The following is a 23,674-nucleotide window of genomic DNA, read 5'->3' on the forward strand; positions in this document are numbered from 1 at the left end:
ACGTAATAGTGTCGTGGATCACAGTGCAAACCGCCGTGACCGCTAGGAGTTTTGATGACCGTATTCGCACGTCCTGGTTCGCCGGAGTCCTCGACGAGCTTCCAGCCACGCTACGACAACTGGATCGGCGGCCAGTGGGTTGCGCCGGTGAAGGGTCAGTACTTCGAGAACCCGACACCGATCACCGGTGAAACCTTCTGCGAGATAGCGCGTTCCACCGCCGAGGACATCGAACTCGCGCTGGACGCCGCGCACGCCGCCGCACCGGCCTGGGGCAAGACCTCACCCGCCGAACGCGCGGTGATCCTGAACAAGATCGCCGACCGGATCGAGGAGAACCTCGAGGCGATCGCCGTCGCCGAGGTGTGGGACAACGGCAAGCCGATCCGGGAGGCCCTGGCCGCCGACATCCCGCTCGCCATCGACCACTTCCGCTACTTCGCCGCGGCCATTCGCGCCCAAGAGGGTTCGCTGTCGGAGATCGATAACGACACCGTGGCCTACCACTTCCACGAGCCGCTCGGCGTTGTCGGACAGATCATTCCGTGGAACTTCCCGATCCTGATGGCCACCTGGAAGCTGGCGCCCGCGCTGGCCGCGGGTAACGCGGTGATCCTGAAGCCCGCCGAGCAGACGCCCGCCTCGATCCTGTTCCTGTGGAGCATCATCGGCGATCTGCTGCCGCCCGGAGTTGTCAATATCGTCAACGGTTTCGGCGTCGAGGCGGGCAAGCCGCTGGCATCGAGCAACCGGATCGCCAAGATCGCGTTCACCGGTGAGACGACCACCGGCCGACTGATCATGCAGTACGCGTCGCAGAACCTGATCCCGGTGACCCTGGAGCTCGGCGGCAAGAGCCCGAACATCTTCTTCTCCGATGTGCTGAGCGCCGACGACGACTTCCTGGACAAGGCCCTCGAAGGCTTCACCATGTTCGCGCTCAACCAGGGCGAGGTGTGCACGTGTCCGTCGCGCTCGCTGATCCAGGCCGACATCTTCGACCGCTTCCTCGATCTGGCCGCATTGCGGACAAAGGCGGTGCGCCAAGGTGATCCGCTCGATTCCGAGACGATGATCGGCGCGCAGGCGTCCAACGATCAGCTGGAAAAGGTGTTGTCCTACATCGAGATCGGCAAGGGCGAGGGCGCGCAGCTGGTGACCGGCGGCGAACGCGCGATGCTCGGCGGTGACCTGAACGGCGGCTACTACGTGCAGCCGACCATCTTCACCGGCCGCAATGCCATGCGGATCTTCCAGGAGGAGATCTTCGGTCCGGTGGTCTCGGTGACCTCGTTCACCGACTACGACGACGCCATCTCCATCGCCAACGACACCCTGTACGGGCTCGGCGCGGGCGTGTGGTCCCGCGACGGCGGCACGGCGTACCGCGCGGGCCGCGACATCCAGGCCGGGCGGGTGTGGACCAACACCTATCACCAGTACCCGGCGCACGCGGCGTTCGGCGGATACAAGCAGTCCGGCATCGGCAGGGAGAACCACAAGATGATGCTCGATCACTACCAGCAGACCAAGAACCTTCTGGTCAGCTACGCGCCAAAGGCCATGGGATTCTTCTGATGTCGAGTAGCGAAGCGGGAACGGGCGCCACGGTGAGTGTCGCCCCGCCCCGCTTGGTCGCGACCGTCGGGGCGGCGGCGCTGTTGCGCCGCCTCCGCGACGTGCACGGTGCGCTGATGATGCACCAGTCCGGCGGCTGCTGCGACGGGTCGTCGCCGATGTGTTATCCGTTGGGAGAGTTCATCGTCGGCGATCGCGACATCCTCCTCGGCATCCTCGATCTGCGCCTCGCGGTAGGGGAGGTGCCCGAGAGTCTGCCGTCGGCCGACCTCGACGCGGTACCGGTGTGGATCTCCGGATCTCAGTTCCAGGCATGGAAACACACCCAACTCGTCCTCGACGTGGTGCCGGGCCGTGGCGGCGGCTTCAGCTTGGAAGCCCCCGAGGGTTGGCGATTCCTCAGCAGGGCAAGGGCTTTCACGACAGTGGAGAACGAGGCACTCGACTCGGCGCCACCCGTGGTCGGTACCGATTACGCCGACGGCGTCCGTCCACCGATTCCGGATGCGGCACAGGTCGTGGCGGAGGCCGCGGACGCCTGCCCGGTGCCCGCGCCACCACCCGGCAGGTGATGTCGAATTCGGTTGGCGGCTAAGGCCGAAGCGTACGGCTCGACTGGCTCGTAGCATGGCGACATGCCCGTCGAGCCGTTTCGCCTTGCCGGGGCCGTGGTGGATATCGCGGTCCCGGCACGGTCGACCCGGAGATTGCCTTCGCCTGGGCGCGAATCATGGTGAGCCGTGGGCAGATTCGGGTCGAGCGGCTGGCTGCCGAGGCCAGTGTGCTCGGCCGGTGCTGATTACCGGGACGGGAAGATTTGTCCAAGACACCTGCCGGTGTGCTGGCGATGCTGGGTCTGGAAACACGCGCTCGCAGGAGGTCTAGATGAACGACACAATCAGGATCGAACGGCTGCCGCTCGGTATTCGACTGCTGCATGCCCTGCGAAAGGACCCGGACTGGTCGACGATAACGCCCGAGGAGTTGATCACCTTCCGCGACAAGGCGAACCGCGTCGCGGCCGCGCGCTTCAGCCGGGTGATCACCGGGCTGCCGGATCGCGGCGCGGAGATCCGTTGGCAGGAGGTGACGCTGCCTGATCGCGTGCTCCGGGTCCGGGTGTATCGGCCGTCGGCAGGAGATGGCGGCACCGGCCTGCCGCTCGTGCTGCACGTGCACGGCGGCGGGTTCGTTGGCACGGCCGCGCAATGTGATTGGGCGAACAGTCATCTCGCCGCGCGGCTGCCCGCGGTGGTTGTCTCGGTCGAGCACCGGCTGCTCGCTCCGGGGACTCCGCTCGCCGATGCCGTCGATGACGGCTGGGACGTGCTGCGGCACGTAGTTCAGCACGCTGCCGAATGGGGTATCGACCCGGCACGGATCGCGGTCGCCGGTGAGAGCACCGGCGGGTTGATCGCCGCGCTGGCCGCGATCCGGGCCAAAGCGTCCGGCCTGCACCTGCGGGCGCAGGTGTTGATCAATCCCGCCTGCGATCTGACCGAAACGATGTACGACTACCCCTCGATCGCCCAGCACGCGCACAGCCCGATGCTGACCGTGTCGAAGCTGCGGTTGTTCCAGCGATTGGCCGTCCCGGCGGGAACGGATCGCCGTGCGGTATCGCCCATGCACGCCGCCGACCTGAGCGGCCTGGCACCAGCACTCGTTGTGGTGCCGACCATCGATCCGGTGGCCGATCAGGGCCGCCGCTACGCCGAACGACTACGCGAATTCGATACGCCCGCAACACTTACCGAATATCCCGGAGCGCCGCACGCGTTCATCACGCTGCCCGGTGTGGTGCCACAGGCCAAGGTCGCCCGTGCGGAGATCACCGAGTTCCTCCGTGGTCGCCTTGCTGGAGCACAGTCAGCAGCGGCGGAACCGACTGAGGCGCAGGCGCGATGACGACACATGCGCCGGACGTGCGCCGACAGGGTGACTACGGTCTCGACGGGGATTTCCGTGTGATTTCAGCGCGCTGGCAAGCCATGATCCTTGCCGCGATCGTCGCAGTGCTGATTGCGCTGACGGTGTGCGGCATCGTAATCGGCTCCCTCGTAGTCGCTTTGGTCGCCGGCGTGATCGCACTCGGGCTTGTGCTGTTCGCCGGCTCGTATGTGCACACGAGCCGAGTCGGCAAGTTCAAGGTGTGGGCGCGGATCCTCGGTGATCTCGCCCTGCACGGTGACGAGCAGGTGCTCGACCTAGGCTGCGGTCGCGGCGCGGTGCTGCTGATGGCAGCCGAACTGCTGCCCCGCGGCCGCGCGGTCGGCATCGATCTGTGGCATCCCGACCAGACCGGCAACAGCCCGGACGCCACTCGGCGCAACGCCGAACTCGAAGGGGTAGCCGACCGGATCGAGGTGGAAACCGGGGACATCACGCGACTTCCGTTCGCCGACAACACCTTCGACCTGATCATCAGCAACCTGGTGCTGCACAACATCGCCTCGAACGCCGATCGACGCGCCGCCATTGACGAAGCCGTCCGAGTGCTACGCCCCGGCGGCCGCCTCGCCATCGCCGACCTGTTGGCCACCCACCGATACCGCGCCCGCTTGCGCGAACTCGGCCTGACCGACGTCCGTCGACGCAACCTCGGCTGGCATATGTGGTGGGGCAGCCCGTTTTTCCCCACCAGGCTCGTCACCGCGACCAAGAAGATCTGACACCGTTGCTCGCCTGAATTGATTCTTGCTCGCGTGAGCAAGGCGGGTTACAGTTTTGCTCATGCAAGCAAAAGATGGCTCGGATAAGCAATCCGGGCGCACGTTCACCGAGGCGGGTCGGCGGGTGCAGATCGTGGAGGCGGCGATCGAGGTGGTCGCCGAGCACGGGCTGCCGAACACCTCGTTCGCGAAGATCGCGCAGGTGGCGGGGCTGAGCAGTACCGGAATGATCTCCTACCACTTTCGCGGCAAGAATGATCTGATTCGTGCCGTCGCCGACGAAATCGTGCGCGTGAACACGGAATTCGTCGTCGCCAAGCTCGAGCACGAGGCCGGGTATACGGCCACGCTGCGCGCGTACTTCGCCGCCAACCTGGCATTGCTCGACGAGTACCCCAAGCATCAGCGGGCGCTCGCCAGCATCATCGCCAATGCCAGGCCCGGCGATCCGCAGGTGGTGAGCCTGATCGAGCAGGTCGCCGAGATCGCCCGCGGTCAGGAGGACTGGCTCCGAAAAGGGCAGCGGGCCGGGGCATTTCGCGCCTTCGACCCCGCGATCATGGCGCTCGCCATTCGGTCCGCCCGCGATGCGGCTGTTGCCCGCGCGGGCGACGAACCCGGCTTCGACACCGCGGCCTGTACCCGTGAACTGGCCGATCTCTTCGAACGCGCCACCCGTAAGGAATCGTGATGAACACCGGAGTCGAGATGAACGCACCGCAGGCACTCACCGCCGACCGCACGCAGGAACGCAAGCGCGCCGCCGTCCGCCGCCACCTCATCCGCCAGCTGATCCTGGAGTTGATCCTTCCGCTCGGCGGCTACTACGCCCTGCGCGCGGCCGGGGTGAACCCGTGGCTCGCGCTCATCGCGCCCTCGCTGCTCATCGCGGGACTTGTTGTCTACCACGCGATCCGGGACCGCCGCGTCGAGGCGTTCGCGCTGTTCACCCTCAGCATGATCGTGATCGGCTCGGTGATGACGCTGGTGACCGGAGACCCGCGCACGCTGATGGTGCGCGACAGCTGGATCTTCGGCGTGCTCGGCCTGTGGATGCTTGGCACCCTGTTGACCCAGCGCCCATTCATGCGCACGGCCTCCCGTGCGATCGTTACCGCGAAGATCGGCGAGGAAGGTTACCAACAGTGGGATGCTCGCTGGGACAACGACTCCCGCTTCCGCCACCAGCTACGGGTACTGACCACGGCGTGGGGCGCCGCCTTCGCACTGGACGCCCTGGTGCGGGTTTTACTCGCCTACACCTTGCCGATCGATGCGATACCGCTGGTGAGCACGGTGCAATGGCTGGTCGTCCTCACCGTCCTGCTCGTCTTCCACAACATCTACGTCACCAGGTGTGGGCTGAAGGTCTGAGCCGCGGTTCGATGATGCCCGTGCCGAGACCGCGCTCGACTCTGCTCGATCTGCTCCGGCACGCGGGTGCGGGTCACGGGTCGGGGTATTCTCCGGGACTTCCCCCACTGTGACATCACCCCAGCGGGGTAGCGGAGATCCCCTCTGGAGGTGATGAACTCGTAGGATGTCTTCCCTACGATGGCGATCGTGATTGTCGCCCGCGCTGCTCGCTGCCGCGTCCTGCTCGTCGCCGGGCTGTGGATCCTGCTCGCGTCGGTCGGGATGGCACCGGCGTCCGCCGATTCCGCCGCCGCGGGCGCGGATGTTTCGGTGGCGCAGTCGCTCGGTGATCGGGAACTCACGATCGTGCTCCGCCGGGTGACCAGCGTGCCTGGACCGTTGCGCGTTGACGTTGTCACGCACGCGGGCACGGCCGCCGGAAAGCTCACGCTCGCAGTGACGCCGACGGGGGCCGACTCGAATCTGCCTGCTCCGGGAGCGCCGACCGCCGAGTCCGCTGTCGAACTCGGTGCCACACCCGGGATGTACTCGGCCACTCTCGACATCGACCGGCCCGGCCCCTGGGATCTTGCCGTCGGCGACGGTGTGCGGGTGGCGCGGATTCCGTTTGTGATACCCGCGCAGGTCACCTCGCCGCCGGAACGTCTGGTCTACGTTGGGTTCCTGATCGCCGGTGTGCTGCTGCCGGTTTCGGTGGTGGTCGCGCTGCGCGCCCGGCGCACCGCGTTGGCGTTGCTTCCGGCCGGGGGCATGGTGGCCGGGATCGCCGTGTCGGTGACCGCCGCGCTGCTCTCGGCCTCGTTGCCGCTGCCGCCGCAACCGGGCAACCAGCTCGACCCGACCGTGGCCAACGTCACCGACCCGTATTCGCTGAACCAGCCGATGATTTCGGACTTCTCCCGTCCGCCCGTCCTGCTCACCGTCGAGGGTGATTCGGTAACCGCCGGGCGGCCAGGCGATCTCGACCTGGTGCTGATCGATGCCGCCACCGGAGCGTCCGTGGACGATCTGCTCGTGCACGACAGTGCGCTGATGCATCTGCTGGTGGTCAGCCCGTCCGGCGGACTGTCGCACCTGCATCCGATCCGGACCGGGCCCGGCCGCTATCAGGTTCATCTGACGGCTCCCGAGCCCGGTCGCTACGCGCTGTCGGCGGAGTTGGCTCGTCGCGGAGGTGGTGTCCAAATGGTGCGTGCCGCAGGCGGATTCACCGCTGGGCCGAGTGACGTGGCGCCCCAATCGTCCACCGCGCCACTGCATCTCAGTGCGAACGACAAGTCCGCGTCGATGGTGCTCGCTGGCAATCCCATCACCGTCCGGACCACCGAGGCGGTGGTGGGAAAACCCACCACCGTTACTGCCGAAATCGGTGACGCCGCCGATCTGCAACCGTGGCTCGGCATGGTCGGACATCTGATCATGGCGGGTCCGGTGCCGGAGGGAAGCGTGGATATCGCTGCCGCCGTGCAGGATTCGCCTGTCTGGGGCCACGCGCACTCGATGGGGCCGACATCGATGCAGACCATGTCCGACATGCCGGGGATGAGCGGGATGCATGACATGCAGGGGATGAGTGACATGCCGGGGATGGGTGATGCCGCCGGCGACCGCGGGGTCATGCTCATGCCGCCCGTCAACGGCGAGAGTCCACCCGACGAAACCGTTGCCGCGTACGGACCCGACGTTCCGTTCACCTTCACGTTCCCGGTCGCGGGCCGATACCGGCTCTGGATCCAGGTCGAACGGAACTACACTCTGCTCACCGTTCCCGTGATACTCGATGTCGCGGCAGCGCAGGGGGCATATCGATGAGCACATCTGCAACCCGTCGGCGTTCGCTGGGTATTGGCGTCGCAGTGGGTGTCGTGGTCATACTCGCCGTCATCGGCTGGCTGGTGTGGCCGAGCCCGCACGCCCCGGTCGTGCTGAAAACCGGTACGCCCCAACACCTCGTCACCGTCACCATCGACAGCCTCCGTCTCGGCGACACCGCCGTCGACGTCACCGTCACCGACCGCGCCGGAACCCCGATAGACCATGCGGCAGTACAGGTTCAGGCGATCCAGCCGCTGATGGGGCACGCCGGAGCGTCGGTTCCGGCCGCCGCCACCGGACCCGGTCGTTTCCACGCCACGGCGGTGTCGCTGATGATGACCGGCCCATGGGAACTGCGGCTGTCGATCGACGCGCACAACGGCATAGACCAAGTGACCCTGCCCCTTTGGGTCGGCGGATGAGCCGGGGCCTATCAGCACGAAACATCGGAGCACTACACAGGAGGGACCGCTCGTCATGAGGGTTTCAGCACCGTCCGACACGATCGAAGGCGGTGGCGGGTCGGCGACGTCGACCGTCGACGCCGCGTCCGACAACAGCACCGCGGCCCGGGTCGGGGCATGGGTTGTGCTACTCGGCACCGCCGTCACGTTGGTCGGTCTCAGCTGGGATATCCAGTGGCACAACGACGTCGGCCCCGACACCTTCTTCACGCTGCCCCACCTGTTCCTGTACTCCGGCAGTGCCATCGCCGGCTTCGCCAGCCTCGCGATGGTGCTCATCGCCACGTTCGCCCAACGTGCCGGACGGCCCGTGCCCGCGATGGGCGGCACACCCATCCGGGTGTTCGGCAGCAACCTCACCGCCCCGCTCGGCTACATGGTTGCCGGGGCGGGTGCGGCGTTGTTCCTGCTCTACGGCCTGCTCGATATGCAGTGGCATTCGATCTACGGCTTCGACGCGGTGCTGAACACCCCGTCGCACGTCGCGCTGTTCCTGTCGATCACGCTCACCATGATCGGCAGCATCATGGTCTTCGCGTCCCATCGTGACCATCGCTGGGCCCAGTTCGGCATCGTTTTCGCCATCCCGATCCTGATCACCTTCGCCCCGATCCTCGCCCAGGCGTTGAACAACCTGAATCTGCCCGTCAATTCGACCATCCTCGGTGTGCTGTTCTTCGGGCCGCTGCTGCTTGTCCTCGGTGCGGCGGCGCTGGCCCGCCCCGGTGCCGCCATCGCCATCGCGGCCGCGCTCGGCGCCATTCAGGCGATCCTGTGGTGGTTCTCGCCGTGGGCCGCGGAAACCTACGCCTCGGCGATCGGGCTGCCACTGCGTGACGGTCTGAGCGCTCGTCCGCCGTCGTTGCCCGGCATCCTGCCGATGTTCTTGATCATCGCGGCCGTCGCCATCGAGGGGCTGTTCTGGCTCGCCCGTACCCGAGGCTACGACGCGAACAAGATCGTGCTTGCGGCCGGTTTGGTGACCGGAATCGTTGTCGGCGTGACCTTTCCGCTGCAGTTGCAGTTCACCCACGCCTCGGCACACCTCGCCTTCAGCGATGTCGTGACCTCGACTGTTGTCGCGATCCCGCTCGGCCTGCTCGCCGGTTTCCTTGCCGGGCGCTTCGCCCGTATGTTGCCCATGCCGACGACGGAGGCCGCCCGATGACCGCACTGCGCAAGTTCGCCCTCACCGTGCTGGCCGCGATCACCCTGTCGTTGGTCGCGGTCGGCCCCGCATCCGCATACGCCCCCGTCGATGTCGTGCACACCGAACGGGTCCAGGTCGGCCCGTACGCCATGACCGTCGGCTTCTCCACCTGGCCCATCCGCGCGATGAAGTCCCTGGACTTCACCTTCATGCCCGACGGCGGCATCGACGGCAAATCCGGGACGATCCAGATAGAAGGTCCCGCATTCCATGGCTGGAAACGCGCCGCGCCCCTCGTCCGGCACCCCCGCAAACGCGACTCCTGGGGTCTCGACATCTTGGCCATCAACGACCCAGGTAGCTACGACTTCCGCTTCACCCTCGACGGCCCCGCCGGACACGGCGAAGGCACCCTCGAAGGAGTGCACGTACTCGACCAGCCGGGCCCGCCCCTGTCACTGAGCTGGACGATCGCCTCCCTCCCGCTCCTTGGCCTGATCGCCTTCCTCAGCGTCTCCTGGCGCCGCACCCGCCCCGCCCGTCAACCATTGCCCCTCTGAACTGGCAACATTACGGCTACCCTTCGTACATGATCCTGTTTCTCCTGCCCGCCCGCGACTACGACCCGACCGAATCGGCGGTGCCGTGGGCGGCACTGCGGGGCGCCGGGATCCCCGTCCGCTTCGCCACACCGGAAGGTCGCGTCGCCCTCGCCGACGAACGCCTCGTCGACCAGGGCTTCTCGATACTTTCGCCCTTGCTCATGACCCGCTCGGACGCCCTGCGTGACTACGACCGAATGCGCGAGGACCCCGATTTCCAGTCGCCCCTGGCATATTCGGACGTGGTCGACTCGGAGGTCTCCGGCGTCGTCGTGCCCGGCGGACACGCCCCAGGCATGAAGTCGATGCTCGAATCGACCACCGCCCAAGACATTTTCGGCCGCGCTCTGCTAACCGGAAAGCCGGTAGCGGCGGTCTGTCACGGAGTCCTGCTCGCCGCCCGCGCCAAGGACCCGGAGGCCGGACGTTCGGTGCTGTACGACCGCCGAACCACCGCTGTCACAGCCACTTTGGAACTGTCGGCATGGAACCTGACCCGTTTGCGGCTCGGCAACTACTACCGCACCTACCCGCAAACCGTGCAGGCGGAAGTTACTGCCGCACTGCGTGATCCGCGTCAATTCGTACGCGGACCGCTATTCCCGCAACGTGACACCGCAACGAACCTGAACCGCGGGTTCACGGTCCACGACCGCAACTACCTCTCCGCCAGATGGCCCGGCGACTGTCACCGCCTGGCCGCCGAATACCGGGATCTGGTGCTGGAATATCGAAGCGCCGCACACTGAGTCGAGACGACTGACCGGGCCGGCGCTCACCCGATGGCGGAGAGGTACTCGCCGTAGAAGAAGGACAATCCGATCGCCGAGGCGATCGCGGCCACGAGCCAGAATCGGATGACCACCGTTGTCTCGGCCCAATCGCTGAGTTCGAAATGATGATGGAACGGTGCGATCTTGAACAGCCGATTCCCCGTTGTGCGGAACACGACGATCTGTAGCAGCACCGAACCGATCTCGGCGACGAACAGCGCGCCGACCACGACCATCAGCAACTCGGTCCGGGTGGTGATCGACAGCCCGGCCAGTAGTCCGCCCAGCGCCAGCGCTCCGGTGTCGCCCATGATGATTTTGGCCGGAGCCGCGTTCCACCACAGGAAACCGACACACGCCGCCGCGCCCGAGGCGCAGACCAGCGCCAGATCGAGTGGATCGCGCACGGTGTAGCACCCGGCGCCGGGGTTGGTGGCGCAAGCGTTTTCGTATTGCCAGAAGGTGATGATCACGTAGGCGCCCAACGCCAAGCTCATCGAACCGGCCGCGAGACCGTCCAGCCCATCGGTCAGATTCACCGCGTTGGACCAGGAGATGACCAGCAAGCAGGCGACGAGCAGGAAGACGATCGTCGCGAACGAGATCATGGTGGTGTCGCGGACGTGCGATAGGTCGCGGCTTGCTGGAGTCAACCCGGTGCTGCCGGGGAATCTCAGCGCGAGCACACCGAAAACGATTGCGGCACAGACCTGGCCGATGATCTTCCCGACGCCGGTCAAACCGAGATTGTGCCGCCTGCGGATCTTGAGGAAGTCGTCGATGAATCCGACACCGCCCAGTGCGGTGGCCAGGCCGAGGACCAGCAGACCCGACGCCGACGGCCCGTGCGCGTGGTAGCGGATTCCGATCAGATGTGACCCCAGATATCCGGCCCACATGCCGATCAGGATCGCGAAACCACCCATGGTCGGGGTGCCTCGCTTGGCCTGATGACTCGCCGGTCCCTCGACCCGGATCTCCTGACCGAACCCCTTCTTCGCGAACACCATGATCAGCAACGGCGTCAACAGGATCGACACCACCAACCCGATCAACGCCGCAAACAGAATCTGCCTCATCCGCCCCCCTCCGAGCCCAATTCGGCGGACCTAGCCACCGTCGACACATGTGCGCCGATCAGATGCTAGCCAATGTCAGGACATCGACGCCCCGGTGCTGGTGGGGGATGGGTGGTGAATCGGCCCGGCGCGCACGGGGTGTCGGGCCGGGCCGATGCACGGTCATTGTTGGTTAGGGGTGTTTTCAGCGGTTACAGGCTGCTGCCGGTCGGGGGCATGGCCGGTGCGGGTTGGGGTGCGGTGTTGTCGCGGTCCCAGCCGCCGTCGGGGCGCCGGTGCCAGTCTCCGGCGCCGCGGTCGCGGCAGAAGTCGTCACGATCCCAGGCGTTGCAGTGGTGGTGCCGGCCATCGTCGATGAGCTGCACCGAAGGGCTGGAAATCGCCGTCGGTGCGGCCATGGCGGGTGCGGCAACCATGACCGCGGGCACGGCAACGACCGCGGCGGCCGCGGCCAGGCGGATCCCGATACGACGTCGACGGAATGATTGAACTGGCATAGTGCAATTCCCTTCAGGGCGAACTGAAAATACGCTGTGTGAGCGCAGAGTCGGCCCCTCTCGGGCCGCTCGGCACTCACTACACTCGCCCTGCCTGTGGAACACCCCGGCCGATCGCTGTGAAGTTCCTGAAGCCGGTTCGCGCCGGTGACACCTTCCGCTGCTAGTTCGGTTGGGGGTTGGGGCGGGTGTCGTATTCGGCGCGGGCGGCATCGATATGCGTCAGGTGTGCGACGCTCCACTCCAGCAGGGGCGCGGTGGCGCCGCGCAGGGTCGTGCCCATCGGGGTGAGTTCGTAGCTGACGTGCGGCGGCATGACGTTGTGCACGGTCCGCGTCAGGATTCCGTCGCGTTCCAGGCTGCGCAGGGTGACGGTGAGCATGCGCTGGCTGATTCCGTCGACCTCTCGCTTGAGTTCGGTGAAGCGGCGCGGTCCGTTTCTGAGATTGCGCACGACCAGCAAAGACCACTTGTCCCCGACGATGTCGAGCACTATCCGGGTCCGGCACGCGTTGTCCGGCGACTCGCTGCCCGTCGTGGTCATGGTTACCTCCAAGGAACCGGGGCACCGGAATGTGCCCTATTGCCTGCGGTATGTCGAACGATCATGCTGTTTGTGGTTCCTAAATCATACCGGGTTACGAATGGTAACTCGCGGCTTTTCGTGCGTCGAACAGGTGGTAAACCATGTCAACATTTCTGCTCGTACACGGTGCTTGGCACAGCGGACTGTGCTGGGAGCGGGTCGTGCCGCTGCTGGAGTCGGCTGGACACCGAGTGCTCGCGCCGTCGCTGACCGGCTACGGCGACAAGATGGATCTACTTGGCCCCGAGGTTGGGCTCGACACGCATGTCGACGACATCGTCACGCTGATCGACAAGGAAGACCTCGCCGAGGTTGTCCTGGTGGGCCACAGCTATGCGGGACTGGTCATTTCGTCTGTGGCCAACGAGGTTCCGGACCGGATCGCACACCTCGTTTACCTCGATGCGATGGTCCCCGAGGACGGGGAGACCGCGGTCGACGTTCAGCCCATGAGCCAGCACCTGATCGACCTCGCCGCAAAGTCTGCCAGCCCCTGGCGCATTCCGCCGCTCCCGGAACAGCCGCTGCCCTTCGGCCTGTTCGGGGTCACCGACCCCGCAGATATGGCCTGGCTGCGCACGATGCTCTCCGATCAGCCCGTGCGCTGCCTCCAGCAACCGGTCCGGCTCGACAACCCAGCCATGAACGCGATCGCGCGCACCCATATCCACTGCGTCGGCGCCAGGCCAGCAGGCATCACCCGGCGGCCGGTCCCGGCGCTACAGCCCAACGGTTCTCCGGCACGAGTTCGGGAATTGCCGACCGGCCACGACTGCATGATCACCATGCCCGCCGAGCTCAGTGAACTACTGCTCGAGGTCGGTCGGTAGGTGGTTGTTGCACAGGGCGCTGCTCGCCGCGGGGGTGGCCTGAATCCAATCATACGGTCCGGCAATACTATTCGGCGTCAGTGGATTCTGGCGCAGAGTGCGATATACACTGACCCCGGCAGCGGTGCCCCTGGCGGACCGCGGTGTTGATATCGACCGCCGCCGCGGAACGGATTTGGTTCCAACGGTTCTGGGCGGGACTCGACGAATCCGAATGCGACGGATACTCGCGCCGCGACGAGGGCACCTTCGCCGTCGCCGACGACGAGTCGCTGGCAGCGGTCATCGCCGAGTTCGAGCGCGCAAGCCAACGCTCACGTGCGATCGCGTCCCGCTTCGACCTCGACGACACCAAGGACAACCCCCGCGAGGGAAACGTCAGCATGCGATGGACACTGCTCGCCATGACCCAAGAGTTCGCCAGGCACGCGGGTCACGGCGACATTCTCCGCGAACAGATCGACACTCATCCTCGGCCAAGTCCAGTTGGCCGAGCACTTCGGGGTCGGTGATCGGTCGACCCATGAGGGTGAACGTTCCGCGCCCGGTGTCGGTCAGCATCGCTCCGATGAACGTGTCCGGATCAGCGAAACCAGTTAGCAGGTGGGGGATTTCGATATTCTCCGGCTGGCTGGTCCGCCAGCCTTGAACCACGAATTCCGGCGATGATCGCGACGCGGCGCTTACGTGGATCGGTAAGTTGCTCGGCTTTACTGATGTGGCGCGTTGCGGAGCAGGAGGTTCCTGCCATGTCCAGCAGTGGGTGGTGTCAGCGTCGCGATATGCGCTGGGTTGAACATGCCGGGTCGGGCAACAGCGCTACCGCCGAATGCATACGAGCGGGCTACCGTTTGTTGTCTTCCACTGCTATGTCGAGCACTGGTCTGGCAGCCTGTCCTTGCGGTCCATCGTGTGCTCGCACCGTCTCGGGGTGTGCGGCCCTGTACCGAGCGATCACGCCGTCTATTTCAGCCTGCTGACGCGGCAAACCAGGCTCGGTCCGGAGTTCTGCCGCAATGCGCGTCATGGTCTCTAAGTCGGCTCGGCTGGCTTCGCGCAGGATCGACTCGACCCGCGCGAACTCCGCCGGTTCGAGTCGATTTCGCCATGGGAGACGACCGAGTGCATCACTCATGACCGCACACTCGATCGCAAGGTGCGGCGCAGTACTCCCGCCGCTTCCAGCGTCGATAGGGCGGCCTGCTTCTGTCTGCACTGCACAGACTCGTTATGCAAGTGAATTTGCGAAAGCCTGTGCGCCTCCTCGACACTGAGACGACCAGGGTCGAAACCACAGTGGTCGTAGAAGGGATAGGTGTTCGGGTCGTCGGAGCCGTTCTCGAAGCGCACCGCCACGCGGACCGTGTCGAAGTCGACGTTCATCCCGCAACCACCACCGACCCGTCTGGCCTCGCGAACCCGGACGGGATCGCGACCTCAGGATGGGGCTCCAAGCTCAGCCGGTACATGACCCTATCGCCGGTGAACGCCGTCCGGCCATGCAGCCATCGGTGGTTGTGCAGTACGTACCCCTGTCCTGGTTCGAGGGTGAAGCAGGTGGTGTGCCTTTTGATCGACGCGGTGAGCACGGGCAAGAAACGTGTGATCTCCGGCGAGTATTTGACCAGTCCGTCATTGCGGTAGCGGACTCGTATCCGGCCTCGCTGAGCATGCTCGAAGATCGATCCCAAGTATCCGGCAGCTCCACCGAAAAGCGCTGTCCGCGGTTGAGATAACGCATGCGCTGCTTCCGGATTGTTCATCGCGAGGTCGTTGTACACGCTGCACCCGTCGATCACGACGCACTCACCGCCGGAGTTGCTTTTTCGCCCGCAGACGACGAGCAGAAGTGCGGGTGGTTCCGCCACCCCCGATCGGTCGGTGTGGGGCGAGAGGGCGCCGACACCGAATCCCTCGTAGCCGATCATTTTGGCGATCCCACCCCGGTCTTGGAGTGTTGTCACGCCGTCGTCGTCGCTATCGCGGTGCGCGACGACGCGGCCCAGCGATGTCCCGAGCGTCAATAGTTGGGCTCGAGTACTGATCCTGTCGAAGCGGGCGAACCCGTCGGCAACGAGTCTCGCCGCCCAATCCTGCTGCAAGTCAATCAACATGGCCTAACCGTGCGCTGCGGGTTACGGACACGTCCACTGACAGGCTGTCAACATCAACCATCTGCCTTGGGCCTCGGCCGGTGCTAGCGTCGCGACATGACTGCTTCCGGTTACGTGCCGCACATGTACTCGATCTCGATCAAGGGTGTTGTTGTTCGTGACGGTCAGGTTCTGCTGTTGAAGAATGAGCGCGAAGAGTGGGAATTGCCGGGTGGCAGAATCGAAACCGATGAGACGCCGGAAGCATGCGTGGCTCGGGAAATCACCGAGGAGACACAATGGTCCGTCACTACCGGGCCGATCCTCGACTCATGGATCTACTACATCAACTCGGCTGAGAAGCATGTGTTCATCGTGACCTATGGCTGCTATCCGGACACCGACGCCGAGCCTGTCTTATCGCATGAACATAAAGCGGTCGGATTGTTTCGCGAAGACGAGATAGCGGACTTGAACATGCCAGATGGCTACAAGCGATCCATCTTTACGTGGTTCGCTCAGCTCCGGGCCGCGGAGAACGTCTAGAGGGAACACTATGAGCAGTGACAGGTGCCAGGCCTGTGGCGTCACCATCAGCCGCTACGCGAGTGAGCCTGTGTGTCCCACCTGTGCCGCGAACACCAGTGTGGTCAGCCAGACCGTTGTCCGTCCTGCTCCGATCGCGTCCGCCATTTGGTTATGGGCTGCCCCTGAGGCGGCAACCGCGATGGCGAGTCGTGACCTACCGACGATCCTTCGCGCCTACCGCCGCATCAACGGATTCAACCAAACCACATTGGCCGATCTACTCGGTTACGACAAATCCTATGTGTCGATGCTCGAAACCGGCCGCCGCGCAATTACTGACCTAGCTTCGCGCCGCCACATCGCGGCGAGGTTGGGATTACCTGCGCACGTACTTGGAGTGACCGATACCGACGATGCGGAATATCGGGCCATGGTCCAATTCGGCGACAGCACAGTACGACTCGCTGAGATCGCCCGAAAGGCCGGGCACGCCGTCGAAGCCGTTAACGAGCTGTGGCCCCTCGTCGCCCGATTGGAAACCAGGGCGGCAGAGGGGCGGATGGACCGCGACAGCCTCATCTTGCTTGCTCAAGCCCGCGCAGCCCTCGGCGTCTCGCTCGGTACGGTCCTGCCCGAAGAACGCCTGTCCTCGGCGGCCCGATGGACAGGGCAGGCGGTTAGGGTGGCTGCCCACCTCGAAGACCCGGCGTTCTACGCACACACCCTTCGCATGCACGGCAACGAGTTACGGAAAGCCGGCCATGTCGGCGCAGCGGTCGCCCGACTGGAGCATTCGCTAGCGTTATCGGTCGAGCCCGCAGACCAGGGCTCGACTCTTGCGTTCCTATGCCGAGCCACTGGTGAGCTCGGCGACGGCGACCGATTTGACGCTGTCCTGCAACACTATCGGCAACTGCTCGATCGAAATACCTTTAGTGGCTTATTATTCCAACCGTTTACATTGCGTGAGATCGAGCTGCGAGGCTTACTCGGCACGGGTCGCGTTGCTGAGGCCGGTCGACTTGTTAACGTCATGGTCGGCTCACCTTCCGCTCCGCAGTGGCGCATCATCGAGCGGGTGACGACCGGCGAAGTGCTGGTTGCGGTCGGTGAGTCCGACGCTGCCGCCGAGGCTTTCCGTGATGCCATCCAGGCGGCTGGGCAGCACCGCTTACCGCATCAGATTCAGCGGACAATTCGGGCAACGATCAAGACCGGTATGCGTGAACTGGCCGCCGAAGCCGAAGCGGCACTGCGGCGAACCCGACGGCTGTTGCACCACGCTGATTTGAAGGGGTAGGGATTGATGATCGACACCACGGAGCTGGCGGAGCTCACCCTCGCTGCCGAGCGTGATGGCGTGCAATAACTTATTGTTGGCGCCGTCGTCCAGGGCGACTCAGGGCAGCGGAGGACTGGTCGTGGATCGGTTGTCCGACAGCGTATTCGGTGGGGAGCAGCAGCCGGAGCTGGGCGATGCGCGGTAATGCGCGGCACATGTCGAGCCGGTCAAGCATCCAACGATCGGACGTGTGGTGGTTCGTTCAGGATGTCGCATGCTGGGTGGGTGTCGTCGCAGTGGGACATCGCGGTGCGATCGAGGGTGACGGTTACTGTTCCGGCACTGTCGATTTCGGTGCGGCGGTTGCCTCGCTTCTCGTCCACGAGCACGGTGGCGAGGTTGGTGCGGCCGGGGGGAAGTACTCGGACGGTGATGTGTCCGTCTTGGGTGTTGTCGAGTTCGCGGGTGGCTAGGTGGCGGACGCGGGTGCTGAGCAAGGGGGATGCCGCGTCGAGGCCGCCGTCATCGAGCAGCATTACCTCTACGCCGCGTTGGCGTGCGGCACGTGCCGCGGCGAGGAGTTCGGGGGTGGACAGTTGGGGAGCGCGGAGTTCGTCGCGGAGTTCGGCTTCGAGCAGACGACATTCTTCGCGTTCTTCGGGGTCGAAAGGCACTGCGGCGGCGATGCGTTCGAGCATCGGGCGGGCGCGCCGGTCGAGCCGGTTGAGTTGACGTTTGCGTTCGGCGTTCTGCGCGTCGAGCCTGGCTTGTTTCACCGCGCGTGCGGTCGATTCGATTTCGAGCAGGTGTAGCGATCGCAGGGTCGGGCGCATGATCGCGGCGAAGGCAGCGGCGATGGCGACGTTGACCAGCGGCACGACCGCCTGCACATAGGCGGTCGGTTCGCCGCCGGCGGCGAGGACGATGGCGAACCAGGTTGCCGCGGTTCCCGACCAGGCCAACAGGTTTCGGCCGCGCAGCACGAGCATCGCGAGCGCGCTGCCCGCGGTGTACGCGATCCACACGCTGGTGTGCGCACGGAGTTCGGCGGCTACCTGGTCGTTGGCGATGAAGGTGGCGATGGCACCGGACGAGGCGACAAAGGCCGCCGCGTACTCGTGGATCGGCTTGCCGGTGTCGAGCACGACGACGACGGTGGCGGCGGCGATGATCACGGCGGCGGCGACCAGCTGCCCGGAGATCGGCAGGCTGGCTCGGTGCACCGAGCGGATCACCACGGCGGCGTCGGTGGCGAGCACAACGGCGATGATCGTCACCATGGTGGAGCGGTGTTCGCTGAGCAGTCGGCTCAGGTCGCCGTCGTCAGCTGTCATCGGGTGCGTTCCATTCCAATGCGACTCGGGTGCCGGCGCCGGGACGGGACTCGATGGTGGCGCGCCCGCCCGCCTCTCGCATCCGCTGCACGATGCTCAGCGTCAGACCGAGCCGGTTGGCCGCGACCAGGGCCGGATCGAATCCGGCACCGTCGTCGGCGACAACGACGCTGATGCCGCACGCGCGCGCCACGATCGTCAATTGCCGTAGCACCGCGCGTCCGGGAACGTCGGCGTGCTTAACGCTGTTGCGGACGGCTTCGGCGGCGGCTTCGGCGAGTGCGGTGACAGTCGCGGCGTCGATGCGCAGGTCGGCCGAGCTGTAGTCGTGCCGAACCTGAACGCGCAGTTCGGCATCGGTGGCGTCGACCACTTCGCGCCCGATCCGCTCGATCGCCTCGAGATCGGTGCACAGATCGTTGACGCGCCCGATGGCCGCGAACTGGCCGAGGGCTTGATTGGCTTGCCGCGCAAGCATGCTGGGGCAGCCGCCGCGGGACATGTCGAGCAGGGTGGCGAGCACCTTGTCGTGGATCACACCGGCGAAGCGCGCCCGCTCACGGGCGCGTGCTTCCTCGGCCGCCGCGAGCGAGGCCTGGTGGTGTGCGCGCGCCCGTTCCTTGTCGAGCAGGCGTGCCGCGCGGCGGGCAGTTTCGGCGATGTAGACGAAGGTCACGGTGATGCCGATGATGCGAATCGAGGTGAGCGCGAATTCGCGCCAGCCGAGGTCGCCGGTGGCCTGCCCGGTCGACGACGCGGCAAGCAGCCCGATGATGACGACGTAGATCGAGGTCGCCGGGGTCCGCCAGGCCAGCGTGGCCGCGACCCCGCCGAGCGGAACCATCCGATAGATCCACTCCACATCGTCGGTGATCTGACCGGGGCGCACCGCGAGTCCGGACAGCGCGACGGCCACCGCGAAAACCGTTGCGTGCGTTGCCGCGATGCATCGAACAGCGGGCAGCGCGACCCGCAGGGCGGTCGCGGCAAGCAGCAGCGCGGTGCCGAACACACCGAACATCGCCACCGTGGTCCACCAGTTCGGGAAGTACCGCGACTGCCTGACGATCTCGGCGGCGTCGCCGGCGCCGAAGATCCACACGCCGACGCCGAGCGCGAAGATGAGGATGCGATCGATCTGTTCGGTGGCCACCCGGCTGATCGAAGTCCCCTGGCTGCGGCGACCCGATAACGCGGCCACCGTGCGGCCGAACAGCGACGGCGACAGCGACGTCATCGCGGTTCGCTGACCTCGATCCTGGACCGATCGCGGTGCGCCGCCTGCTTTCTCGGCGTGTACACGGCCCGCGCCTCGCGCTTCGGGCGCAGGTTGATCGTCAACTTCATCGCGACATCACGGTCGATGCGCACCATACCGCCGCTGAGCAGCAGCGAGGTGAAGATCTGGCCCTCGAGCAGGGCGAGGGCGGAACCGATGCACACGTGCTCACCGGCACCGAAAGGCAAGTAGGACAGTCGTTCCCACGACCGGTCCGCTTCCTTGGCGAATCGATCGGGGTCGAATGTCGCCGGATCCGGGTACTGTCGTGCCGAACGATGCATGACGTACGGGGCGACGAACACGATCGTGCCCTCGGCGATCGAGTAGTCGCCGATCCGCGTTGCGCACGCGGCCTCGCGCAGGAACGCGGGCGACGGTGGATACAACCGCATCGACTCCTTGAACACCTGTAGGCAGTAGGGGAGTTCGGCCAGATCCGCGGCCGTCGGCGTCGCACCGCCAAGCACGCGGTCGGCTTCGGCGGCGGCACGCTCGGCGATATCGGGGTGCCGCGACAGCGCGTACGTCGTCCAGAACATCGCGTCGGCGCTGGTCTCGTGCGCCGCCGCCCACAGGTTGATCACCTCGTCGACGAGCCGGTCCTCGCTCATCGGCGCGCCATCTCGGTCGCGCTGAGCGAGCAGCGCTGACACGAGGTCGTCTTGTCCGTCGGGGTTGCGGCGCCGCGCATCGATCATTCGAGCGGCCCAGTCGCGGACCAGGGCGAGATCTTGAATGAAGTCGCGATTGCGTTTCGTCGGAATGTTCAACGGCGCGACGATCGGTCGCGACATCGCCCGCATTTCCCAGTCGAAGATTCTGGTCGCCGCGTCGACCACATCCAGATGGTCGTCGAGCGGCTCGTCGATCAGCAGTCCGGCGACGACATCGTGCATCATCGCCTGCACCCCGGCGAGCAGGTCGATCTCGCCCACCGCCTGCCACCGCCGCAGATGTGCCTGCATGCGGGTCGCCATCACGTCGACGTATTTCGGCACCCGCCGAGCGGTGAACAGCGGCGCGACCATCGCGCGCTGACTGCGATGCACCTCGCCCTCGGAGATGATCAATCCCTCGCGCAGCGCTGGCCACAGTGTTCCGGTCACCGCCCGCGCCCGCCGGAATTCCGTGGCGCGCGATACCAGCACCTCATGGATCTGCTCGGGTCCGGTCACCAGCACGGCCGGAAACATCCCGATGCGAAACCCGGCCACCGGGCCCTGTTCGTCGGCAAGCCGGCCCATGACGGCCAGCGGATCATGGAACCAGCGCAGGGTTGTACCCAGGCCGAGCACGCCACTACGTCCGTGGTCGAGTAGCTCGCCTTTTCCCGCCCGATCATCGTTCACTGACGATTCCTCCCGTGGTTCGTCATCGAAGTCAGAGCGATTCGTCAGCCCCGCCGCCCCGGTGTTAGGACGTCTGACGAGCAATCTGTCTCTGCCGGATGATATTTGGGCGACGGCCGGTAGTCATGCCCGTAGAAGTGGGGTCCCGTGCGCGTTCCGGCGCTGTTTTCCCAGGTCGGCAACCTCCGTGAGATGTGTTCCACGGCAGCGTGTTCGGGGTGCGCGACGTCCCCGAGTTAAGTGATAGGATGATTGATCTTAGTTTAGCTAAACAGTTGCTGGTCTGCGTGTGTTGCCTAACCTGATGAAGGAAAAACAACTCCATGGCTGTCATGCTGCAATCGGGAGAACAGCGCGGTACCACCACGGTTGAGAAGCCTCGGGTCCCGCGCGAACTCGCGATACTCGGTGCCGCGATCGTGTTCGCCTGCGTTTCCGTCGGCGCCTGGCTGGCATTCCTCCGGCCGAACTGGGATATGTACTGGCACCAGGTCGACCTGCAGGTTTATATGTGGGGCGGCTCGATGGCCGCGCTGCATCCCGAGTTGCTCTATGACGGGCGCGGCCCGCTGGGCCTGCCCTTTCTCTATCCGGTGTTCGCCGCGTGGATCTGCGCGGAATTGGCCCAGTTCCCGATCAACTATGTCGGGACGGGCATTGTCATCATGACGACGACGTCGCTCGGAGTTAGCGTGTGGAGTGCCGGTGTGCTCCAGCGTCGACGGCGCGGACTCGTCCTGGTCGCGATGACCATCGCCGTCGGTGCCGCGGGGCTGTGGCTGGAGCCGGTTCAGCAGACATTGCAGTTCGGGCAGCTCAGCGTGATTCTCATGGCAATGGTGCTCGCCGATCTCGCCATCCCCAAGAACCGTTGGTATCGCGGCATTCTCATCGGCATCGCGACCGGCATAAAGCTGACGCCCGCCGTCTTCGTCGTCTATCTGCTTGTCACCCGTCAATTCAAGGCCGCTGCCGCGGCGGGCGGCGCCTTTGCCGCAACGGTCGCGATCGGCTTCTGGTATCGGCCGACGCAGGCGTGGCAGTTCTGGACGACGACGATGACCTCGCAGAACCGGATCGGCTTCGCCTATGTGCAGAATCAATCGATCAACGGGCTGTTCGGTCGTCTGCAATGGTCGACATGGGAGGACAGCAGTTCCTCGCTGGTGTGTGCCGGACTGTTGGGGATCGCCGGAATAGCCGCCGCCCGAATCGCTTACCTGCGCGGCGACGAACTGCTGGGCGCGCTGCTCGCGGCCACCGTGATGCTGCTCGCCTCGCCGATCTCCTGGACCCACTACTGGGTGTGGATCGTTCCGGCGCTGATGTGGGTGTTCCACGCGTTGCGTGATCGTTCGCTCGGTGTGCGGATCGCGGTTCCCTCGGTGATCTACCTGTTCGTATTCGCGTGGCCGATGCGCATCGATCGGGTCGGCTGGTGGGATCCTGACCTACCCCTGCTGCCGCAAGGGTTGGTCTGGGCGGTACCGCAGACCAATGGCCGCGAATACCGTTGGACACTATGGCAATTCCTGCTCGGCGACTCTTATACCTTGCTCGCCGTCGGCGCGCTGCTCGCCGCGTGCGGCTGGCTGCTGCTACGCAGGCCACGGAACCCCGAATCCACATCGGGCATCGAGCCGGATTCCGTGGTCGTGGTGAGTTCGATGACTACCGAAGAGATCACGGGTTCCCGTGGTCGTGGACTGCGTCGGCGCAGAGTCGGGGCATCGGTCGAAGTGCCTGCGGAACAGCGGGATTCAGTCCCGTTGTAGCCGGGACGGCGTCGGCGGGTATTGCTCTCTGCCAGCCTGGGTATCGACCTCGCGAATCTTTAAGTACGAAACCGTAGCTACGGATGTGTACTTAGAATACAGTGACGGCTGCAACGTCGGTACTGCGTGGAAGGAAACCCATGGCTGAGTCGGGGAAAAGGGCCGTCGACCCGTCGCTCTTGCCGGTGGTCGATGATCAGGCGATCTTCATCGACGCACCCGCGGCGGTGGTCTGGCGGGAACTCGGCGTGGTAGTCGGGCAGCTGGGTTCTCGTGGTGTCGAGGTCGGCGGTCGATTGCTGGGTGTCCGGCCAACCGTTGCCGGGGGCGACCCGCTGTTCGTCGGTTCGACACTGCCCGGCTTCGCGACAGTGCGCGCGGAACCGTGCCGGGAGCTCGTATTCCATGGGCAGCACCGGTTCTCGCGATATGTGGTCACCTTCCGGCTCGCGGCCGAGGGCGCGCGGACAATGCTGCACGCCGAGACGCGTGCCATTTTCCCCGGCGTGATCGCACGCCTCTACCAGGCGGTCGTGGTCGACTCGCGATTGAGCGAATTCGGCACCCTCGCCATGTTGCGCAAGATCCGCCGCCGGGCGCGGGGGTAG

25 protein-coding genes are annotated in these 23,674 nt (G+C 65.4%); 17 read left to right on the top strand and 8 right to left on the bottom strand.

Annotated elements, in window-relative coordinates:
- The first annotated feature begins 54 nt into the window (after positions 1 to 54).
- From adh to OG203_RS41265, 11 genes are all read left to right on the top strand, one after another.
- Complete coding sequence (gene adh, locus OG203_RS41215) at positions 55 to 1,578, top strand: aldehyde dehydrogenase (RefSeq protein ID WP_405162603.1); 1,524 nt, start codon at positions 55 to 57, stop codon at positions 1,576 to 1,578.
- Entirely contained in the window at positions 1,578 to 2,150 is a 573-nt protein-coding gene (locus tag OG203_RS41220) for a DUF779 domain-containing protein (RefSeq protein WP_405162604.1), read from the top strand. The genes adh and OG203_RS41220 overlap by 1 nt, the downstream gene beginning before the upstream one ends.
- Positions 2,151 to 2,463: 313 nt before the next feature.
- On the top strand, positions 2,464 to 3,486 hold the full coding sequence (locus tag OG203_RS41225; protein ID WP_405162605.1) for an alpha/beta hydrolase: 1,023 nt from the start codon (positions 2,464 to 2,466) through the stop codon (positions 3,484 to 3,486).
- On the top strand, positions 3,483 to 4,250 hold the full coding sequence (locus OG203_RS41230) for a class I SAM-dependent methyltransferase (protein ID WP_405162606.1): 768 nt from the start codon (positions 3,483 to 3,485) through the stop codon (positions 4,248 to 4,250). The genes OG203_RS41225 and OG203_RS41230 overlap by 4 nt, the downstream gene beginning before the upstream one ends.
- Positions 4,251 to 4,311: 61 nt before the next feature.
- Positions 4,312 to 4,941, top strand: coding sequence for a TetR family transcriptional regulator (locus OG203_RS41235; RefSeq protein ID WP_405162607.1), 630 nt, complete (start codon positions 4,312 to 4,314; stop codon positions 4,939 to 4,941).
- The gene (locus OG203_RS41240; protein WP_405162608.1) at positions 4,941 to 5,624 is read left to right on the top strand and encodes a VC0807 family protein; all 684 of its coding nucleotides are present in this window, start codon (positions 4,941 to 4,943) and stop codon (positions 5,622 to 5,624) included. Before OG203_RS41235 ends, OG203_RS41240 begins: the two co-directional genes overlap by 1 nt.
- A 180-nt stretch (positions 5,625 to 5,804) precedes the next feature.
- A complete protein-coding gene (locus OG203_RS41245; RefSeq protein ID WP_405162609.1) occupies positions 5,805 to 7,439 on the top strand; it encodes a hypothetical protein in 1,635 nt (544 codons plus the stop codon).
- On the top strand, positions 7,436 to 7,864 hold the full coding sequence (locus tag OG203_RS41250) for a FixH family protein (RefSeq protein WP_405162610.1): 429 nt from the start codon (positions 7,436 to 7,438) through the stop codon (positions 7,862 to 7,864). Before OG203_RS41245 ends, OG203_RS41250 begins: the two co-directional genes overlap by 4 nt.
- Before the next feature lie 55 nt (positions 7,865 to 7,919).
- Positions 7,920 to 9,074, top strand: a complete 1,155-nt coding sequence (locus OG203_RS41255; protein ID WP_405162611.1) for a hypothetical protein — start codon at positions 7,920 to 7,922, stop codon at positions 9,072 to 9,074.
- Positions 9,071 to 9,616 (top strand): hypothetical protein, encoded by a 546-nt coding sequence (locus tag OG203_RS41260; RefSeq protein ID WP_405162612.1) that lies wholly within the window; start codon positions 9,071 to 9,073, stop codon positions 9,614 to 9,616. The genes OG203_RS41255 and OG203_RS41260 overlap by 4 nt, the downstream gene beginning before the upstream one ends.
- A gap of 29 nt (positions 9,617 to 9,645) precedes the next feature.
- Positions 9,646 to 10,407 (top strand): type 1 glutamine amidotransferase domain-containing protein, encoded by a 762-nt coding sequence (locus tag OG203_RS41265; protein WP_405162613.1) that lies wholly within the window; start codon positions 9,646 to 9,648, stop codon positions 10,405 to 10,407.
- Positions 10,408 to 10,433: 26 nt separating this feature from the next.
- On the opposite strand, the gene mraY is transcribed toward OG203_RS41265, so the two are convergent.
- From mraY to OG203_RS41280, 3 genes are all read right to left on the bottom strand, one after another.
- Positions 10,434 to 11,510 (bottom strand): phospho-N-acetylmuramoyl-pentapeptide-transferase, encoded by a 1,077-nt coding sequence (gene mraY, locus OG203_RS41270; RefSeq protein WP_405162614.1) that lies wholly within the window; start codon positions 11,508 to 11,510, stop codon positions 10,434 to 10,436.
- A 191-nt stretch (positions 11,511 to 11,701) separates the two neighbouring features.
- A complete protein-coding gene (locus OG203_RS41275) occupies positions 11,702 to 12,007 on the bottom strand; it encodes a hypothetical protein (protein ID WP_405162615.1) in 306 nt (101 codons plus the stop codon).
- A 163-nt stretch (positions 12,008 to 12,170) separates the two neighbouring features.
- The gene (locus tag OG203_RS41280; RefSeq protein WP_405162616.1) at positions 12,171 to 12,551 is read right to left on the bottom strand and encodes a winged helix-turn-helix transcriptional regulator; all 381 of its coding nucleotides are present in this window, start codon (positions 12,549 to 12,551) and stop codon (positions 12,171 to 12,173) included.
- A gap of 143 nt (positions 12,552 to 12,694) precedes the next feature.
- Between OG203_RS41280 and OG203_RS41285 the strand changes: the two genes are divergently transcribed.
- Both OG203_RS41285 and OG203_RS41290 read left to right on the top strand, forming a co-directional pair.
- On the top strand, positions 12,695 to 13,423 hold the full coding sequence (locus OG203_RS41285; protein WP_405162617.1) for an alpha/beta fold hydrolase: 729 nt from the start codon (positions 12,695 to 12,697) through the stop codon (positions 13,421 to 13,423).
- Between the two features lie 143 nt (positions 13,424 to 13,566).
- A complete protein-coding gene (locus tag OG203_RS41290; protein ID WP_405162618.1) occupies positions 13,567 to 13,935 on the top strand; it encodes a DUF664 domain-containing protein in 369 nt (122 codons plus the stop codon).
- A 619-nt stretch (positions 13,936 to 14,554) separates the two neighbouring features.
- Here OG203_RS41290 and OG203_RS41295 read toward each other — a convergent pair.
- Together OG203_RS41295 and OG203_RS41300 are read right to left on the bottom strand one after the other, a co-directional pair.
- Positions 14,555 to 14,806 carry a hypothetical protein gene (locus tag OG203_RS41295; RefSeq protein ID WP_405162619.1) on the bottom strand — a complete coding sequence of 84 codons (252 nt, stop codon included), beginning with the start codon at positions 14,804 to 14,806 and terminating at the stop codon, positions 14,555 to 14,557.
- Positions 14,803 to 15,537 carry a TauD/TfdA family dioxygenase gene (locus OG203_RS41300; protein WP_405162620.1) on the bottom strand — a complete coding sequence of 245 codons (735 nt, stop codon included), beginning with the start codon at positions 15,535 to 15,537 and terminating at the stop codon, positions 14,803 to 14,805. Before OG203_RS41300 ends, OG203_RS41295 begins: the two co-directional genes overlap by 4 nt.
- A 96-nt stretch (positions 15,538 to 15,633) precedes the next feature.
- Here OG203_RS41300 and OG203_RS41305 point away from each other — a divergent pair, with 96 nt between their 5' ends.
- Complete coding sequence (locus tag OG203_RS41305; RefSeq protein WP_405162621.1) at positions 15,634 to 16,062, top strand: NUDIX domain-containing protein; 429 nt, start codon at positions 15,634 to 15,636, stop codon at positions 16,060 to 16,062.
- A 181-nt stretch (positions 16,063 to 16,243) separates the two neighbouring features.
- A complete protein-coding gene (locus OG203_RS41310; protein WP_405162622.1) occupies positions 16,244 to 17,344 on the top strand; it encodes a helix-turn-helix domain-containing protein in 1,101 nt (366 codons plus the stop codon).
- Positions 17,345 to 17,553: 209 nt separating this feature from the next.
- On the opposite strand, the gene OG203_RS41315 is transcribed toward OG203_RS41310, so the two are convergent.
- Genes OG203_RS41315 through OG203_RS41325 form a run of 3 tightly spaced genes read right to left on the bottom strand, consistent with a single transcriptional unit; the run spans position 17,554 to position 21,291 of the window.
- Positions 17,554 to 18,660 (bottom strand): hypothetical protein, encoded by a 1,107-nt coding sequence (locus tag OG203_RS41315; RefSeq protein WP_405162623.1) that lies wholly within the window; start codon positions 18,658 to 18,660, stop codon positions 17,554 to 17,556.
- Positions 18,650 to 19,897, bottom strand: coding sequence for an ATP-binding protein (locus tag OG203_RS41320; RefSeq protein WP_405162624.1), 1,248 nt, complete (start codon positions 19,895 to 19,897; stop codon positions 18,650 to 18,652). Before OG203_RS41320 ends, OG203_RS41315 begins: the two co-directional genes overlap by 11 nt.
- A complete protein-coding gene (locus OG203_RS41325) occupies positions 19,894 to 21,291 on the bottom strand; it encodes a cytochrome P450 (protein WP_405162625.1) in 1,398 nt (465 codons plus the stop codon). The genes OG203_RS41320 and OG203_RS41325 overlap by 4 nt, the downstream gene beginning before the upstream one ends.
- 323 nt (positions 21,292 to 21,614) lie before the next feature.
- Between OG203_RS41325 and OG203_RS41330 the strand changes: the two genes are divergently transcribed.
- Together OG203_RS41330 and OG203_RS41335 are read left to right on the top strand one after the other, a co-directional pair.
- Positions 21,615 to 23,066, top strand: a complete 1,452-nt coding sequence (locus OG203_RS41330) for a glycosyltransferase 87 family protein (protein WP_405162626.1) — start codon at positions 21,615 to 21,617, stop codon at positions 23,064 to 23,066.
- A 140-nt stretch (positions 23,067 to 23,206) separates the two neighbouring features.
- Entirely contained in the window at positions 23,207 to 23,674 is a 468-nt protein-coding gene (locus tag OG203_RS41335; protein WP_405162627.1) for a hypothetical protein, read from the top strand.

The sequence above is a fragment of the Nocardia sp. NBC_01499 genome, from assembly GCF_045040275.1.
Taxonomy (GTDB): domain Bacteria; phylum Actinomycetota; class Actinomycetes; order Mycobacteriales; family Mycobacteriaceae; genus Nocardia.

Excerpts from the sequence above, each read along its gene's own strand:
- OG203_RS41250 (WP_405162610.1), top strand. The coding sequence starts at position 7,436 with ATGAGCACATCTGCAACCCGTCGGCGTTCGCTGGGTATTGGCGTCGCA.
- OG203_RS41300 (WP_405162620.1), bottom strand. The coding sequence starts at position 15,537 with ATGTTGATTGACTTGCAGCAGGATTGGGCGGCGAGACTCGTTGCCGAC.
- OG203_RS41235 (WP_405162607.1), top strand. The coding sequence starts at position 4,312 with ATGCAAGCAAAAGATGGCTCGGATAAGCAATCCGGGCGCACGTTCACC.
- OG203_RS41320 (WP_405162624.1), bottom strand. The coding sequence starts at position 19,897 with ATGACGTCGCTGTCGCCGTCGCTGTTCGGCCGCACGGTGGCCGCGTTA.
- OG203_RS41315 (WP_405162623.1), bottom strand. The coding sequence starts at position 18,660 with ATGACAGCTGACGACGGCGACCTGAGCCGACTGCTCAGCGAACACCGC.
- OG203_RS41255 (WP_405162611.1), top strand. The coding sequence starts at position 7,920 with ATGAGGGTTTCAGCACCGTCCGACACGATCGAAGGCGGTGGCGGGTCG.
- OG203_RS41275 (WP_405162615.1), bottom strand. The coding sequence starts at position 12,007 with ATGCCAGTTCAATCATTCCGTCGACGTCGTATCGGGATCCGCCTGGCC.
- OG203_RS41220 (WP_405162604.1), top strand. The coding sequence starts at position 1,578 with ATGTCGAGTAGCGAAGCGGGAACGGGCGCCACGGTGAGTGTCGCCCCG.
- OG203_RS41285 (WP_405162617.1), top strand. The coding sequence starts at position 12,695 with ATGTCAACATTTCTGCTCGTACACGGTGCTTGGCACAGCGGACTGTGC.
- OG203_RS41265 (WP_405162613.1), top strand. The coding sequence starts at position 9,646 with ATGATCCTGTTTCTCCTGCCCGCCCGCGACTACGACCCGACCGAATCG.
- OG203_RS41245 (WP_405162609.1), top strand. The coding sequence starts at position 5,805 with ATGGCGATCGTGATTGTCGCCCGCGCTGCTCGCTGCCGCGTCCTGCTC.
- adh (WP_405162603.1), top strand. The coding sequence starts at position 55 with ATGACCGTATTCGCACGTCCTGGTTCGCCGGAGTCCTCGACGAGCTTC.
- OG203_RS41280 (WP_405162616.1), bottom strand. The coding sequence starts at position 12,551 with ATGACCACGACGGGCAGCGAGTCGCCGGACAACGCGTGCCGGACCCGG.
- OG203_RS41230 (WP_405162606.1), top strand. The coding sequence starts at position 3,483 with ATGACGACACATGCGCCGGACGTGCGCCGACAGGGTGACTACGGTCTC.
- OG203_RS41310 (WP_405162622.1), top strand. The coding sequence starts at position 16,244 with ATGGCGAGTCGTGACCTACCGACGATCCTTCGCGCCTACCGCCGCATC.
- OG203_RS41225 (WP_405162605.1), top strand. The coding sequence starts at position 2,464 with ATGAACGACACAATCAGGATCGAACGGCTGCCGCTCGGTATTCGACTG.
- mraY (WP_405162614.1), bottom strand. The coding sequence starts at position 11,510 with ATGAGGCAGATTCTGTTTGCGGCGTTGATCGGGTTGGTGGTGTCGATC.
- OG203_RS41260 (WP_405162612.1), top strand. The coding sequence starts at position 9,071 with ATGACCGCACTGCGCAAGTTCGCCCTCACCGTGCTGGCCGCGATCACC.
- OG203_RS41240 (WP_405162608.1), top strand. The coding sequence starts at position 4,941 with ATGAACACCGGAGTCGAGATGAACGCACCGCAGGCACTCACCGCCGAC.
- OG203_RS41335 (WP_405162627.1), top strand. The coding sequence starts at position 23,207 with ATGGCTGAGTCGGGGAAAAGGGCCGTCGACCCGTCGCTCTTGCCGGTG.
- OG203_RS41305 (WP_405162621.1), top strand. The coding sequence starts at position 15,634 with ATGACTGCTTCCGGTTACGTGCCGCACATGTACTCGATCTCGATCAAG.
- OG203_RS41330 (WP_405162626.1), top strand. The coding sequence starts at position 21,615 with ATGGCTGTCATGCTGCAATCGGGAGAACAGCGCGGTACCACCACGGTT.
- OG203_RS41295 (WP_405162619.1), bottom strand. The coding sequence starts at position 14,806 with ATGAACGTCGACTTCGACACGGTCCGCGTGGCGGTGCGCTTCGAGAAC.